12 protein-coding genes are annotated in these 15,852 nt (G+C 38.2%); 4 read left to right on the forward strand and 8 right to left on the reverse strand.

Translation table 11 applies throughout. The features are described 5' to 3' along the window. The first annotated feature begins 80 nt into the window (after positions 1-80). Genes V7164_RS09355 through V7164_RS09365 form a run of 3 tightly spaced genes read left to right on the forward strand, consistent with a single transcriptional unit; the run spans position 81 to position 4,044 of the window. Positions 81-1,502 carry a YfcC family protein gene (locus V7164_RS09355; RefSeq protein WP_335353974.1) on the forward strand — a complete coding sequence of 474 codons (1,422 nt, stop codon included), beginning with the start codon at positions 81-83 and terminating at the stop codon, positions 1,500-1,502. 39 nt (positions 1,503-1,541) lie between these two features. Then, on the forward strand, positions 1,542-2,714 hold the full coding sequence (gene iadA / locus V7164_RS09360) for a beta-aspartyl-peptidase (protein ID WP_335353975.1): 1,173 nt from the start codon (positions 1,542-1,544) through the stop codon (positions 2,712-2,714). 19 nt (positions 2,715-2,733) lie between these two features. Next, positions 2,734-4,044 (forward strand): cyanophycinase, encoded by a 1,311-nt coding sequence (locus V7164_RS09365; RefSeq protein ID WP_335346823.1) that lies wholly within the window; start codon positions 2,734-2,736, stop codon positions 4,042-4,044. A 266-nt stretch (positions 4,045-4,310) separates the two neighbouring features. On the opposite strand, the gene gerQ is transcribed toward V7164_RS09365, so the two are convergent. The 7 genes from gerQ to dapA all read right to left on the reverse strand — a co-directional run bounded on the left by gerQ (position 4,311) and on the right by dapA (position 13,019). After that, positions 4,311-4,772, reverse strand: coding sequence for a spore coat protein GerQ (gene gerQ, locus V7164_RS09370; RefSeq protein ID WP_335346824.1), 462 nt, complete (start codon positions 4,770-4,772; stop codon positions 4,311-4,313). 21 nt (positions 4,773-4,793) lie between these two features. Continuing rightward, positions 4,794-5,270, reverse strand: coding sequence for a cell wall hydrolase (locus tag V7164_RS09375; RefSeq protein WP_335346825.1), 477 nt, complete (start codon positions 5,268-5,270; stop codon positions 4,794-4,796). A 498-nt stretch (positions 5,271-5,768) separates the two neighbouring features. Further along, positions 5,769-7,469 (reverse strand): TRAP transporter substrate-binding protein, encoded by a 1,701-nt coding sequence (locus V7164_RS09380; protein WP_335346826.1) that lies wholly within the window; start codon positions 7,467-7,469, stop codon positions 5,769-5,771. Positions 7,470-7,787: 318 nt separating this feature from the next. Next, positions 7,788-8,813 (reverse strand): serine hydrolase domain-containing protein, encoded by a 1,026-nt coding sequence (locus tag V7164_RS09385; protein ID WP_335353976.1) that lies wholly within the window; start codon positions 8,811-8,813, stop codon positions 7,788-7,790. Positions 8,814-9,311: 498 nt separating this feature from the next. Next, positions 9,312-10,619, reverse strand: coding sequence for a fosfomycin efflux MFS transporter AbaF (abaF, locus tag V7164_RS09390; RefSeq protein ID WP_335346210.1), 1,308 nt, complete (start codon positions 10,617-10,619; stop codon positions 9,312-9,314). Positions 10,620-10,652: 33 nt separating this feature from the next. After that, positions 10,653-12,137, reverse strand: a complete 1,485-nt coding sequence (locus V7164_RS09395; RefSeq protein ID WP_335346211.1) for an aldehyde dehydrogenase — start codon at positions 12,135-12,137, stop codon at positions 10,653-10,655. Between the two features lie 18 nt (positions 12,138-12,155). Beyond that, positions 12,156-13,019, reverse strand: a complete 864-nt coding sequence (dapA, locus tag V7164_RS09400; RefSeq protein WP_335353977.1) for a 4-hydroxy-tetrahydrodipicolinate synthase — start codon at positions 13,017-13,019, stop codon at positions 12,156-12,158. A 508-nt stretch (positions 13,020-13,527) separates the two neighbouring features. Here dapA and V7164_RS09405 point away from each other — a divergent pair. Continuing rightward, the gene (locus tag V7164_RS09405; RefSeq protein WP_335353978.1) at positions 13,528-14,073 is read left to right on the forward strand and encodes a helix-turn-helix domain-containing protein; all 546 of its coding nucleotides are present in this window, start codon (positions 13,528-13,530) and stop codon (positions 14,071-14,073) included. A gap of 213 nt (positions 14,074-14,286) precedes the next feature. Here V7164_RS09405 and V7164_RS09410 read toward each other — a convergent pair whose 3' ends face one another. After that, complete coding sequence (locus V7164_RS09410; protein ID WP_335353979.1) at positions 14,287-15,519, reverse strand: MalY/PatB family protein; 1,233 nt, start codon at positions 15,517-15,519, stop codon at positions 14,287-14,289. Positions 15,520-15,852: the final 333 nt, after the last annotated feature.

Raw genomic sequence — 15,852 nt, forward strand, 5'->3', positions numbered from 1 at the left:
CGCCCCCCCCCCTGAATTGGCACAATAATTGCAAGTAAATTCAGTGTCATTCATTAAAATTCTAAAAAGGAGATGGATTAATGAGTCAATTGAACAAGATTGTAGAACCGGCAGCCGCGCCTAAAAAGAAGCCGGTGCAAATCAATGCCTTTGCGTTACTATTCGGAGTAGTTGTCGTAGCGATGATTTTAACGTGGGTTTTGCCAGCTGGGGAGTATAACCGAGTAGAGGTAGATGGCAGAACCGTCGTTGAGCCAGGTTCATTTCAATGGACGGAATCTTCACCAGTAAACCCATTCGATATGGTGAAAGCCATTCATAAAGGGATGGTGGAAGCCGGCGGTATTATTTTCTTTGTTTTAATCATTGGGGGATTTTTTGGTGTATTCAAGGCGACTGGAACCATTGATGTCTTAATTGCCACAATGGCGAAAAAACTAGCGAAACGGGAAAAGCTGTTAATCCCAATAATGATGCTGTTTTTTGCTGCTGGAGGATCATTAATGGGGATGGCCGAGGAGGGGCTAGCTTATATACCTTTATTAATTCCGCTTGCCATCGCCCTTGGTTTTGACACGATCACAGGGATGGCCATTGTGCTCCTTGGTGCAGCTGCTGGTTTTACAACGGCTGTTATGAATCCATTTACAGTGGGAATTGCTCAAGGAATTGCAGAACTTCCATTATTCTCAGGGATTGGATTACGCTTAATCTTGTTTGTTATTGTTTACCTTGTTTCTGTGATTTTTGTTTATCGTTATGCAATGAAGGTAAAACGAAACCCTGAATTAGGTTTTTACGGCAATTACGACAAAACAGCTGCCGACGAGCTGCTGAAATCAAATGTGCAATTGACAACAAAACATAAATTAATTCTTGGAGCATTTCTATCAGCTTATGTCGTTCTAGCATACGGAGTAATCAAATATGAGTGGTACCTTTCTGAGATTGCGGCTTTATTTATTATTTTAACGATCGTTATAGGCATCATTGGCAAACTTTCTGTTGATAATCTTGTGAAAAACTTTATGAGCGGGTCCGCTGCTTTAATAACCGGTGCGTTAATTATCGGGGTATCGCGGGCGACGTTAGTTGTCTTAAACCAAGGGAATATCGTCGATCCGATGCTGTACGGTATATCGGAAGCGATTAGTCATGTTCCGGGAACGATCAGTGTTATGGGTATGTATAGTTTCCAAACGGTGATTCACTTTATTTTAGCATCTGGAAGCGGACATGCGATGTTAACAATGCCTATTATGACACCGCTCGCTGATTTGCTTGATATTACAAGACAGACTGCTGTTCTATCCTTCTCATTTGCTGATGGGATCGGAAATATTATTTTCCCAACTGCCGGTACTTTAATGGCTGGGTTAGCAATCGCTGGGATTCCGTGGACGAAATGGGCAAAGTGGGTTTTACCGTTAGTGATAATCCAATTTGTAATTGGCTTAATTGCAGTGGTTGTCGCACATTTAATCAATTATGGTCCGTTTTAAAAAAAGCACATCTAGAGTGTAACGTAGGAGGGGAATATAGTGCTTACTTTAATTAAAAATGGGGAAGTGTATGCACCTTATTATTTAGGCAAGAAAGATATATTGCTAGTTGATAGTAAAATCGGTTATGTAAGAGAATTCATTGAACAACCTGATAATTTTGTTCCCATTACGGTTATTGATGCTTCGGACAAAATCGTTGTCCCTGGATTTATCGATGCCCATGTTCATATCATCGGAGGCGGGGGCGAAGGTGGCTTCAAAACCCGGACGCCGGAGTTGATGTTAACTGATTTAACCACTGCAGGCATTACGACGGTCGTCGGCCTTCTTGGTACGGATGGGACAACGAGACGAATGGAAAGCCTGCTTGCGAAAGCGAACGGCTTAGAAGAAGAAGGCGTGACATGCTTTATTCATTCAGGTTCGTATCAGTTGCCAGTAAGAACGATCACAGGCAAAATCGAGGAAGATCTCATTTTTATTGACAAAATTATCGGGATTGGCGAAATTGCCATCGCCGATCATCGGTCATCGGAACCAACGGCTGAGGAAATTGCAAGAATTGCTACCGCAGCCCGAAATGGCGGGATTTTAGCAGGTAAGGCCGGCCTTGTTGAGATTCATCTCGGCGATGGGGCAGATAAGCTCTCTTTGCTTGAGGAAGTCATTGAAAAGACGAATATTCCTATTTCCCACTTTCACCCAACCCATATTAACCGGAATGAAGATTTATTCCTGGCTGGGATTGAGTATGCCAAAAACGGTGGTTACGTTGATTTTACGACGAGTTCCGTTCCACAGTTTTTTGAAGAAGGAGAAGTGAAGTGTAGCGAAGGGTTGAAGCGGATGCTTGATGCCGGTGTGCCGCTTGAGAATATTACTTTTTCGTCTGATGGCCAAGGCAGCCTGCCTACTTTTAACGAAAATGGAGAATTAATTGGTCTTCAAGTTGGAAAAGTTTCCTCATTATATATGGAGACAAGAGATGCCGTCATCAATGATGGAATTTCATTAGAAACGGCCCTGCAGGTTATTACATTAAACCCTGCGAATGTGCTTAAGCTTTCGAACAAGGGTCGCATTGAAGAAGGAACAGATGCTGACATTGTTTTACTAGATAAAGAGACTCTCGACATTGACACTGTCATCGCCAAAGGGAAAGTGATGGTCGAAAATAAAGTGCCGATTGTAAAAGGTACATTTGAATAAAAAATTGGAGGGATTAAGGTTGAGGAAATTATCCATTATTTGCGTTCTTGTGTTAACAGTGTTTGCCTTAACGATATCATCATTTAATGTAGAAGCAGCTGAGAATAATAAAAATGTAACTAAGAATGCTGGTTCGCTCGTCATTGTTGGTGGTGCCCTGGATTCAGATAATGAGGCGGTTTACAAGAAATACTTAACTTTAGCCCAACAATATAAAGGGAAGTCTCTAGATGATATTGAGATTGCGATTATTCCTGCTTCTAGCGCTGAACCGATTGGAAGTGCTAATGCATATAAAGAGGATTTCATTCACTACGGTGTTTCCGCAGCAAATATTTACACGGCACCCATCGCAGTAATCGATGATCCTTCGACAAAGGACGTGGATGAATCTACGTGGAAGGATAACGGAAATAGTCCCGAAATAGCGAAAAAAATAGAAGAAGCTGACGCGATTTGGTTTGTGGGCGGTGATCAATTACGACATGTTAAAACGTTAATGACATCAGATGGAGAAGATACTGTCGTATTACAAGCCATTCGAAAAATATATGAAAACGGCGCGGTTCTTGGCGGTTCAAGTGCAGGTGCTGCGATTATGAGCAATCCGATGATTGCGAATGGAACGAGCGTCAGCGCCTTAACGGAAGGAGTTCATCTTCTTAAACACTCTGATCAAGAGGTAGATAACGATCAACTGTATCTAACTACCGGTTTCGGATTTTTTCCACATGGAATCGTTGACCAGCATTTTCTAGAGCGCGGTCGTTTTGGACGTTTGCTCGTGGCAACCCAATATAATAAAACACGTTATGGCTTTGGAATTGATGAAAATTCCGCCATGGTATACCATGGCGCGGATGACAGTATTGAAGTCGTTGGTGAGAGCGGTTTATTAATCGTTGATTTACAGGAGGCGACAAAGCCTAAGGGTAAGCGCTTTGCTATGAACAATGTAACGATGCACTACTTGGAAAAAGGCGACCGGTTCAACGTATCTGCTGGTACGTTCGAGCTTAATAAAATGCACGAAACGACAAAAGGGATCGAATACTATAGCAAAAATCCAATGGCGACCGATATCTTCGGTGCGCAGGTATTAAAAAAAGTGCTAACTGAAGATCTCATCGATAACGAAGCCCAAAAAGCAGAGGCCATTTGGTTTGACATGGAAGACGACAAAAAAGGTATTGGCTTCAAATTTACCTTTAGAAAAACAAACAAAACGGAAGGGTTCTGGGGCAGAATTGACAAAGTCGGATCATACGCCGCATTAAACGTTAAAATGGACGTTGAACCAATTACAATCAAAATCCAAATAGATAAATAAAATACCAATGCAACAGAGACTCTAATCTATACATGGGTTAGAGTCTTTTATTTTGAAAACATACTAAGAGATTCTCTGACTCTCTTCCTCTTAAATCCAAGCATACAGACCGAATTTATCATCTGTATAATCTTTAATTGTGCTAATTGTACCAGCGAAAAAGTTCACTTCAATTTATTCCTAAATTTACAATCTATCTGTGTTAGCACTAAAAACCCGCTCATTTTCCAAAAAGAAAGTAAGCGGGTTTTTAGCTTTCTACAAACTCAGTCTGTTGTCGTCAGGGACGCCTGGACTTCTGGAGTGATTGTCGGGGAAGGATAATTAATTCTTTCCCCGAATTCCACCCAGTCGAGATTGGCCATCATCAGCAGGTAGCGCTTACCGCTTTTCGGGTCGCTGATGATTAGGTGGTCACGACCAGCCGTTTCTACACGTCCATGGTAAACCATCGCATTCCATTGGTTGTTACCTTGGTAAGTAAAGTAGAATGTACCAATCTTACCTTTGTTGAAGCGTAAAATATTTTCGATAAATGATTCTTCCATCGCACCTCCGAGAAGTTGCTGTGCAGTACCTAATGGGACCGTTGGTACAGAATATGAGGGTCCAGCTGGCATAGCCGTCGGGAAGCCAACAGATTGTGTGCCACTGCTACGCATCATAGAATCTGGATAATAACCAGGATAATAACTCACTGGATAATAACTAGAGTTTCCACATGTCATGAAGATCAGCTCCTTTTTAATTTATCTATAAAACTCTTCACAGTAGCCTGGTACAGCCACATAGAAGCAATGATTCCTGTAGGCATGATCGAACGTCGTATTGGGGGATCTTGGCATCGTGGCGGTACAAGGAGCTCGGAATTTTTTCCCCGGACTGGGGTTAAAAAACCACAAATTCATTCTAGACCGAGGTTCCCTATAACCATGCAACAAATTCCTAGCCCTTTGGAGGTCAGCATCTTTGGGACGTTGTGTATACAATGTTCCATTTAAGACTGGCTCGAAATGAGGAATTCCAGTCCCAGGTATAGTTTGATAAATCGCATGTCTGATGTTGCGCAACCCTTTGAAGTCAGGAGCACAGTCAGCTTCGACTCGATTGGACACAACCGTTCCTACCATGCTCATCCCTTTGGGTCCTTCACCGATCCCTTCCGCCAGCATAAGCCTAGCTAACTGCTCCACATCATTTGAAGTATGTCTTATTCGTCTACCCATTTTCTCCCTCCTCCGGCTTATACAAGTAACTTATTACCTGAAGCTGGTTTTGGTAACTTGCCTATCAGCCCAAATACTTGCTTTCATCCGCTTTTCAAACTACAAATACAAAAGCAGCCGCTCAAAATATAAAAATATTTATAAATACATAGATGATGAATCCTATTTCCTACAGTTTTCTTCCTTAATGACTTATTCTAAAAAATTAATCTTAGAGCCAATAGCACTCTTACTGAAATATAAACCATAAGAGACTAGCTACGTTGGCTGTACTTAACTCTTAATATTTCAATCCTCACCCTGGCAACGTAGAAATTGGGAACCGTTTTATATTTACAAAAACTAAAGCCTTTCCAAATGGAAAGGCTTATCTCACTGTTACATCTCGTATTATTCTTTTCTTACAGGCAGTGAACAGCACTCCACATGTATAGAGTGTATAAGGTGCTTGCGTTTACCATACCCAAATTCCAAAAAAACAGAGATTTTCCCTCTGGCTTAACTAATCTGTTTTAATTCCTTAATCGTTTTTAACAAATTCACTGTTTCAATATCCTTTGCTAACATTTGCTGGATAGGCTCCACAATTTGTTTAAACGGCTGAGCATCAATTTGGAATATTTCTGCTCCATCTTGTAAAGCAATTTCCTTGTACACTGCTTCCTGATCATATAATGCTTGTCTTTCCTCTTCAACAGCTACTTTAACTGCTTCCATAAGAACTTTTTTCTGTTGTCTTGATAAAGCCGCATATTTCTTACCATTCATTAACAAAAAGCGTGTTGTATAATCGTGACCTGTCTCCGTGATATATTTTCCATTATCCGTTTTATGATGGTTCTGTTCAACAAAGTAAGGATATGCATTCTCTGCAAAGTCAATCGTTTTTTGTTGGAGTCCTTGGTAGATTTCACCCCAAACCATAGAGGTCGTAATGGCACCGATTTTTGTTAAATAGTCCGCCGCAACACCTGTTGTTTGTGTTCGTACGGTCATTCCTTTTAAATCATCTAATCCAACAATAGGTTTCTTTCCATAGTAATGTCTTACACCTGCTGACAAGTAACCTAAGACGTGTAAACGATTATTTGACTTTCTTTTAATTAGAGAAGAAATGTACCGTCCAACTTTCCCATCAACCGCTCTCTCCCAATGCTCGTAGCTGTCAAAAAGATAAGGTAAAGTCAAGAGATCAAGTTCATTAATCCCTGTCCTTGATACCACATTTGGGGAAACCACAATGACATCAATGGCTCCTTTTTGAAGCTTGGTCAATAATTCAACCTCATTTGTTCCTAGTGTTCCAGGATGAATTTCAACTTGAAGTGCATCATTTGATGCTGTCTCGACTACTTCTTTAAATTTCTGCATCCCTAAATGAAAAGGATTTTCAAGAGAGGTTTGATTATGCGCAACCGTAATCTTAAATTTTTCTCTCTTAAATGGACCGACTTTCTGGAGGAATTTCCTATAAAGGTTTCTTTTCTTTTGTTGATGACTAAGCATGGGATTATGCTTCCAAAGATTCGTATCTTTTGTGATCTTTGTAAAGTAATCTCCCATTGATTTTTGATATTCATCAAAAAATTCGATGGAACGGCTTATTTTAAGGCAAGCCTGTGCATACTTTACTTTAAATTCTTCCTTATACATATCAAGACCATTACGTTCGATATACCGATCTTTATCAAGAATAAAATCATTAAAATGATCGATTTCCTCTAAATAATGGATCACCTCAACATAGACATGACCGTCTAATCTTGCTGCCATTGGTAAAAGTTTAAGGCTATAAGTATTTTTTAACTCCTTAAGAGTTTCAGAGTTTATCCCTACTGCTTCAGAGTGTTCAATAACCGGACCAATCATAGATTTAAATTCAGAAAGGAATTTTTCACTTTCAATTTTCACATTATTAATGGCTTCAATTTTTTGAGGAAAGGATTGAATAAATTCACTTTCTAGGCTTTTGTCAAACGCCTTCTTATATGAATTATCAGAATGCCTTATCGTTAAAGACACCCCAACAAGAGTTAAAATTCCTCCTAAAATTGAACCAAAATAGGCTAACGTATCTGGTTCAGCAATCTCTAGATTTAGCGCCCTAATAAATGTCATCGGAATGATTGGAAAAACAATTAAGATAATGATTACTAGAAGGTTAGTAGGCCGCAAGAGTTCTGTCAATTTCTTTATCATGGTAATCCTCGACTTTCAATAAATTTCAATGATTAGTATACTATGTCTATTTTCGGTTGAAAATCTGTTTACATATTTTTAACATTAGGTTTAAATCTATTAAACCACCTTTTTAAGTAATGAATGCTAGAGTTACACGAGTAGATACTCGGTCCAATAAAAAAGCAGAAAACCCATATTGGTCTTCTGTGGCTTAATTATGTAACCATTACTAATCAATTTTTTTTGAAATTCTCTATTATTTAGCCCAATTCAAAAAGAACGCCCTTCTTATTCAAGGTAGGCGCCCTAATTGTGGAATATAGAACAACATCAACTCTATGTTTTATACATCTTGATGACATCCATCATCATCTTTGCTGCAATTCTATGCCCATAAAACTGATTAACGGTTCCTGTAAAGTAAAGATCAGTCTTTGGATGGTAAAACGAAAAAGCACCTGTTTGGCCCCAATGTCCAATTAAACCCTCCTTAAATTGTTTAAAAGATATGGGCTGATTTGCAATCCCAACACCATAAAAAAATAATCCTGGACCAAAAAGAATCTTCCAATTTCTTAGCTCATTGAAATATTCTTTAGGAAAAAAGTGACCATTTATAAATGCCTTTAAAAAAATCATAGATTCTCTCGCTGTCGAAACAATGCCTCCCTCTGGTCCTATGGAAGACATGTATAAAGGCAAATGCAGTTCCTTATCTTTAAAATAGAAAGGTGCTGGCTTTACATCGTTCAGTTCTTCAAAAAGGTATGTTGCCTCTAATGTTAGTTCATCAAAAATAACCTCCTTGAATACTGTATGAATATCTTTTTCCGTAATTACTTCAATGATTTTCCCTAAAAGCTGATAATTGGTATCAGAATAATGAGCCCTTTTTCCAGGAACAAATTTCGTTTTTTTCTGTTTTGCACTTGCTATGGTTTTTTCAAAGCCCCAGCTTTGATCGTTTCCTGCTGTTAATTCGGCAATCACATCACCAGTAAAGTAATCAGGAATTCCCGATGTATTAGACATTAAATGTTGAATTGTTATTTCGTTGGAGTAATCTATACCTTTAAGCATGTGAAGTTCGTGTAGGATATCATTAGGTAAATATTTGGAGATTTTATCATGAAGTTGGAGGTTATTTTCTGATCTTAGTTTCAGCAAGACAGCCGTTACATATAATTTTGTTACGCTCGCGATGAAATAGGGCCGATTTGTAGTTAGATTTCCAGCAGCACTGATTAGGGATAACGAGTCATCTCCCTTTTCAACACATAATACAGCACCGAAAATATGTTTCTTGGATACAGCAGTTAATACTAATTCATCAATAAAGGTTTGATTAATTGTTTTTAACAATGGAATCCCCCAATCCTTATATTAGCTATATAATGGCTTTCAATTACCCTTATTTCTTCATTATTCGTGTGAAAGATAAATAATTCCCGATTTTGATTTTCTGCATTGACATGCGCCTCCGATTCATATTAATAATTTTAGATATATTATATCATTTTTACATGTAAAGTAGCTCCTGCTCTATTTGTATAAAAAGCATTACCGTTTCCGAAATTAGATAATCAAGAACTCGATACTACATCAACAAAATATATACAGATTGTCTTGAGGCAATATCAAACCTTTTACTTTTCAATTAATCGGTTTTTAAAAAATTGCAACCAGAACTTTTATTTTTCACTAGGTTTTACGCAGATCTGCTCCCATATAATAAACAAAAAAGCGCCTCTCCAAAGAAAGGCTACTTTTTTTTAACATACATGTTTGGTTACTTGTTAATTATTGATAAATTTTTCAAAGACTTTAATACCAACAAATGTGTAAAGCTGGCGAAAATATTTATCCTGCTTTATCAAAAGTGAGTGACTTTCCTTTTGTTTCTTTTACTAACATGATACATGAAATAGAAATGATACTTGATGCGACTAAATAAATTGAAATTGGGATGGAGCTATTAAATTTAGTTAGGAGGCTTAATGAAATTAATGGAGCCAATGATCCTGCTAATATTGGTGCTACTTGATAACACAAAGACAAAGCTGTATATCTGATGTGAGTTGGAAATAACTCTGTCATTAATGATGAGTATGGTGCATACGTCATCGATTGTATGAATAAACCAATCGTAATGGCAGACATAATTAACCAATCATTTCCTGTATCCATCATTGGAAATCCAATAAATCCCCAAAATGCGGTTAAAATGGCTCCTGTAATATAGATTGGCTTACGTCCCCAAACATCGCTTAAGTGTCCCATTAATGGAATAAAGAAAAAGTGAATAGCATGGGCACCAAACATTAATATTAAAATTTGTGTCGTATCTTTACCGACGACAAGTTTTAAATAACTAATGGAGAAAGTTACAACTATATAGTATAAGATGTTTTCTGCAAAACGAGCTCCAATACCAGCAATAATAGCCTTTTTATGGTCTTTCAACACTTCTATAATACCTAATTGTTGTTTTTCTAATTTAGCTTGTTTTTCTTGTGCCTCTTTGAAAACAGGGGCATCATCAACACTTTTACGAATCCAAATACCAATTAGTACGACAACTGCGGAGAACCAAAATGCTACGCGCCAACCCCAATCCATAAATTGCTCGGGGCTTAAGCTTTTAGATGCAATTAAGAGGATAATTGTTGCTAATAAATTTCCTAATGGCACGCCTGTCTGCGGCCAACTTGCCCAATAACCACGTCTATTACTAGGGCTGTGCTCAGATACTAAAAGAACAGCTCCTCCCCATTCTCCGCCAAAAGCAAAACCTTGAATTAAACGTAAAGTAACGAGTAAAACAGGAGCCCAATAACCAATACTATTGAATGTTGGAAGACATCCCATTAAGAAGGTCGTAATTCCAACAATAATCAAACTGACCTGTAATAATGTTTTACGCCCAATTTTATCACCAAAATGACCAAAAACAAGTCCCCCAATAGGTCTAGCTAAAAAGCCTACTGCATAGAGAGCAAATGCTGCTAGGATGCCGTCAATAGCGCTTCCAGTTTGTTGGAAAAACAATTCTCCAAAAACGAGGGCAGATGCGGTACCATATAAGAAAAACTCATACCATTCAGCTACAGATCCAACCATAGATGCAGCAACAACTTTTTTTAACTGCTTATTTTCTGTTTTCGCCATATTTACTCCCCCAATTATGTCAACTCAGATTTTTTATGAATTAACGTACCAAATCACTTTTGTTTGCACATATTGTTCAAATGCTTCTAAGCCGTTGTCTTTGCCACCGAAGCCAGATTGTTTAAAGCCACCAAACGGTGTGGTGATATCGCCCTCGCTAAAGCCATTTACAGAAATGGTTCCTGCTTTAATGGCACGTGCCACGCGCATCGTACGGTTTACATTTTGGCTATAAAAAGAAGCAGCCAAACCGTAAGAGGTGTTATTGGCAAGAGCTATGGCTTCTTCTTCCGTTTCAAACGTGCTAACCGCTAAAATAGGACCAAAGACTTCATTTTGAAACAAGGTCATATTGGCAGTTACATTGTCAAAAATAGTAGGTTCGATGTACCAGCCACTACCCACATCACTGTGAATGTTGCCGCCAGCTACTAAGCGACCACCTTCTTGAAGAGTTATATCCAAGAACGCTTTCACTTTATTAAAGTGTGCTTCTTCAACCATGGGGCCAATGGCAACCGACTCATCCATGGGGTTGCCTACTTTCCAGCTTGTTAAGCCAGACTTTAATTTTTCTAATAATGCCTCTTTAATGGATTCTTGTACGATAAGTCGTGAACCGCAGCTGCAGTTTTCACTCATATTCCAGAAGGCGGCAGATAGAATTTGTGGAACAGCCGCATCCAAGTCAGCATCTTCAAATACCACTTGCGGGCTTTTGCCACCGCACTCTAAGACAATTTCTTTAAGGTTACTTTCTGCTGAGTATTTCAGGAAATATCTTCCTACTTCAGTTGAACCAGTGAATGAGACGATATCCACATCCATATGCCTCCCCAATGGTTCGCCTACTTTTTCACCCAAACCACACACCATGCTTAAAGCGCCTTTTGGTACACCCGCTTCATAAGCAAGTTCAATCATACGGTAAGCGCTCAGTGAAGTTAATTCAGCAGGTTTCACAATCACAGAATTACCAGTGGCTAAAGCAGGTGCCACTTTCCAAGCAAACATTTGCGCGGGGAAGTTCCAAGGCAATACCGCACCAACCACACCAATCGGTTCAGTGACGATCAAGCCCAAGGCATCTTTACCCGTAGGAGCGACTTTGCCAAATAGTTTATCAATCGCTTCGGCGTACCAATAAAATGTATCGATTGTTGCTGGCATGTCGGTATTTAAACATTCAGTAATGGGCTTACCAGCATCCACGCAATCCAACGCAGCCAATTCCTCGCTATGTTCTTCTAGCAATTGTGCCCAGCGAATCATCACTTTTTTGCGCTCACTAGGGGATAATTGACTCCAAATCCCAGCTTCAAATGTGTCTCTCGCTACCTTTACAGCAGCATCCACATCCTGTGCATCCCCATTAGCAATATAGCCAATTAAACTGTTGTCGATGGGGGTGCGGTTTTCTAATTTGCCTGCAGCGCTCGTAAAACCATCAATTAAGTTGCCTGCCCATAGTTTGCCTTCTTTGGCGAGGGCAAAGACTTGTTCTTTTGTTACGGTCATTTGTCTCTCCTCCAATGATTATTTAAAGAAAGCCAAGAATTCTGCTTTTTCTTCTTCTGATAAATCAGATAAAGGCAGGCGTACCGTACCAACGTTTATTTCACCTTTCAAGCAGCCTAATTTAGCTTTTTGGTTGTAGTTACCAGACTCCATCGATTGAATAGCAGGGTAAATCTCGCGCATAATTTGTTTTGCCTTGTCCCAGTCACCAGCTTGAGCAGCATTGAACATGGCGACTTGCTCTTCTGGAAACACATTACCTGCACCAGCAATCCAGCTTTTCGAACCCCAGAAGAAAAAGTCTACGGGTTGATCATCACAACCGCAAATCACTTCAAAATTCTCAAATGGGGTTTGTAGTAAGCGTAAAGCCCGGCTAAAGTCACCACTGCTCTCTTTAATAGCGACAATATTTGGATTCTTTGCCAAATGCACCACTGTGTCATACTCAATTTCAATGCCAATACGGGCAGGAAAGTTGTACATGATAATAGGTAAATCTGTTGCTGATGCTACAGTTTCGTAATGCGCAATCACACCATTTTGATCAGGCAGGCTATAAGGAGTGGGTGAAAGCATTAAACCCTCATAGCCCAACTCTTTAGCTTGCTTGGCACGGTTTACTGCCCCTTCGGTTGATAAATCATTGATACCGGCAATCAATGTTACACGACCTTTGGCGACTTCTGCCACGGTTTTTAAAACGGTTTCACGCTCTGCTTCGTTTAATGTGTAATATTCGCCAGTGGTGCCACACACCACCAAGCCAGCAACACCTTTATCAATAAATCTGTTAGTCAATTGTTTTAAGGTTTCTACATCCAAACTTTTATCACTATTAAAAGGGGTAACCAAAGGAACCAAAATACCATGAAAATTCATCGTCATTCTCCTTAAATGATTAATTTTTTTGAAATAGATTACTTGATTAAAAGAATCTTTATTGAAGTACCACTTCAATTATTTAAGATAATAACACACTGAATTTTCGTTGTAAATGTAATTTTTTGAATATTTTTTTATAAAATATCTCCTTTCTTCATCTGTAATTACATACTATTTAAGTGCCACTTCAGTGCAAAATTTAATAGAACTATTTGTTTATGGCATATATTTATTTACTAAATTTCTATTAATCAATTACTGTTAATAGAGTTCATAAATTTTAGCTTTTATGTTATGCTCCTTTTGGTTAGGAATTTGGACAAGATTACCAAACCTAATAGTAAGGAATTTTTTTTACTTTCTTCGACCTAAAATCAACAAATTCACCATTTAGATATATTAATTTTATTTTGAATGAAAAACGAATGAAATATTAATATAACATCTTAGTAAATAATTTTTCCAGAATGGCAAGCTTGATTAATGTTAGACAAGGAGTGGGGAAGTGAACGATTTAATTGGAGTGAAAATAAAGAGTTTACGAAAAGAGCGAAAGTTAACATTAAAACAAATAGCCGATCAAACTAATCTTTCAATCAGCTTTTTATCTCAAGTGGAACGCTCAAAATCATCAATAACGCTTGAATCATTGAAAAAAATTTCTGAAGCACTTGGAGTCAATCCGAGCCACTTCTTTTCAGATTCTGATAGGAAAGCTACACCAACTGTTATGAGAAACATAATTAATAAGACGAACACCTTACATAGCCAATTTTTTTATAGGGATTTAGCGGGAAACATTGAAAATCCACTATTTAATCCTATATTAGTCTTGCTTAATCCAGGCGCTAATAGAGAGGATTCTTATTCACACTCGGGGCAAGAATTTCTTTACGTTTTAGAAGGGAAACTTACTATCCTTTTTGACAAAGAGGAATATGATCTGAATCCCTTTGATTGTATTTTCCTAGATTCAACAACTCCCCACAATTGGATGAATAAAACAGATTCGATTGTAAAATTCCTTTGCATTTCAAGTATTCCTGTTTAAGTTCCAACAGGTTAGTTAGACATATCTATGGTTGCTGCGAATCTTTCTGAACTTAGTTGATCATCTTTAAATTAACTATCCATAAGTTTTAATGAATAATTCAGGTATTACTTTCTTATTTAAAACAAACAATAACCATCAAAAGTTGATTAAACAACATTTGATGGTTATTTGTCTTTTATTTTTTTCTATAAAATATGGGAACATAATCTATTAATCTTGGCCTACCAAGCAATCTGATTTCATATCGCTTTCCTTTTTCAACACTTCACATATTCTTTTTAGTCCCTCTGTCAAAACAGATCGTGGACATGCCAGGTTAAGGCGAATATAACCGTCTGAATTGTCGACAAACATATTTCCTCCTTCCAGAAGCACTCCAGCGTTGTTGGCAAAGTATAATGGCAAGTTTTCTTCGTTTGGCAGATATGATTTAATATTCACCCATGCCAGATAAGTGGACTCAGGAATTCGAAATACAGCTTCAGGTAAATGTTGTTCTAAATATTGTTTGGTAAAAGCAAAATTGTCATCTAGATAGTTTTTTAATTGTTTTAGCCATTCATGACCGTGCTCGTAGGCAGCCTGCGTCGCTGCAATGCTCAGCGGGTTTTCAAAATCGTAGTGGCGGGCCTTCCACACCGCTCTGATTTCATCATTAGGAATGATTACATTCGAGAACATTAACCCAGCCAAATTAAAGGTTTTGCTTGTTGCCATACAAGTGATAATCCTATCTGTTTGCGGGAAGACTTTTGCCAGTGGGGTATGAACAACTCCATTTCTAAGCAAATCGCAATGAATTTCATCCGAAATAATCCACAAATTATTTTCAAGGCAAATGTCGCCAAATTTCTTTAACTCTTCTGGAGTCCACACACGACCAGATGGATTGTGAGGATTACAGAAAATGCATAATGTTACTTTTTCATCTCTCGCTTTTGCTTCTAAATCATCAAAGTCCATCGTGTAATAACCCTGTTGATTCACTAGATCAGAGGTTACTAATTCAATATTACTGAAATCCGCAGCATGTTTGAAATAGGCATAAGACGGGGTAACAATTAAAACCTTCTCGTCTGGTTTGCAGATATATTCAACCAACTCATACAAAGCAGGTATAATTCCAGGCGAAGTCACCAAGTGCTCTTGTTCGAAGGTCCAGTTGTAATGCTGTTTCGTCCAATTGGAGAAAGCAGGATAATAGTTTGGATCAAATACCTTGCTATAACCAAAAATCCGCTTATCCACTCGCTCTTTGACCGCTTCGATAATTTCAGGAGGAGAAGCAAACTCCATATCAGCTACCCACATACGAATAAATTCATCATCTTTATAAGGGAAAACCATGTCTTTTGTTGCTTTAAAAATATATTCTCTAAAGCCGTCCGTGTTCATTGCATTTGTACCTTTACGATCAATTATTTCGTCAAAATTATACTTCATCTTTTTTCCACTCCTTCTAGCATCCTTAACCACTTTTTCTCTTAAAAGAATTTAGATTTTTTTAAAATTTCCTTTATCTTATAATTCAAATTATTTCACTCATTGAAAAGCCTGTCTACAAAAATATGACTCGAACTTTTCTTACTAGTGCTTTCTTTAACTCGAATGACAATTTTAAACTTTGTAATTTTAAGGAAATCAAATTAAAATATTTAATTAGGAAGCCTAACTAATTTGGTATCTGTCTTTGAATATCTTAAACTTAGAGTAGATGTGACTCGCGTCTTGGAGCGCCCGTACGAGAAATGCTCACTATGAAGGGTTCATGACTCG

The sequence above is a fragment of the Bacillus sp. JJ1474 genome (assembly GCF_036965225.1).
Taxonomy (GTDB): domain Bacteria; phylum Bacillota; class Bacilli; order Bacillales; family Cytobacillaceae; genus Cytobacillus.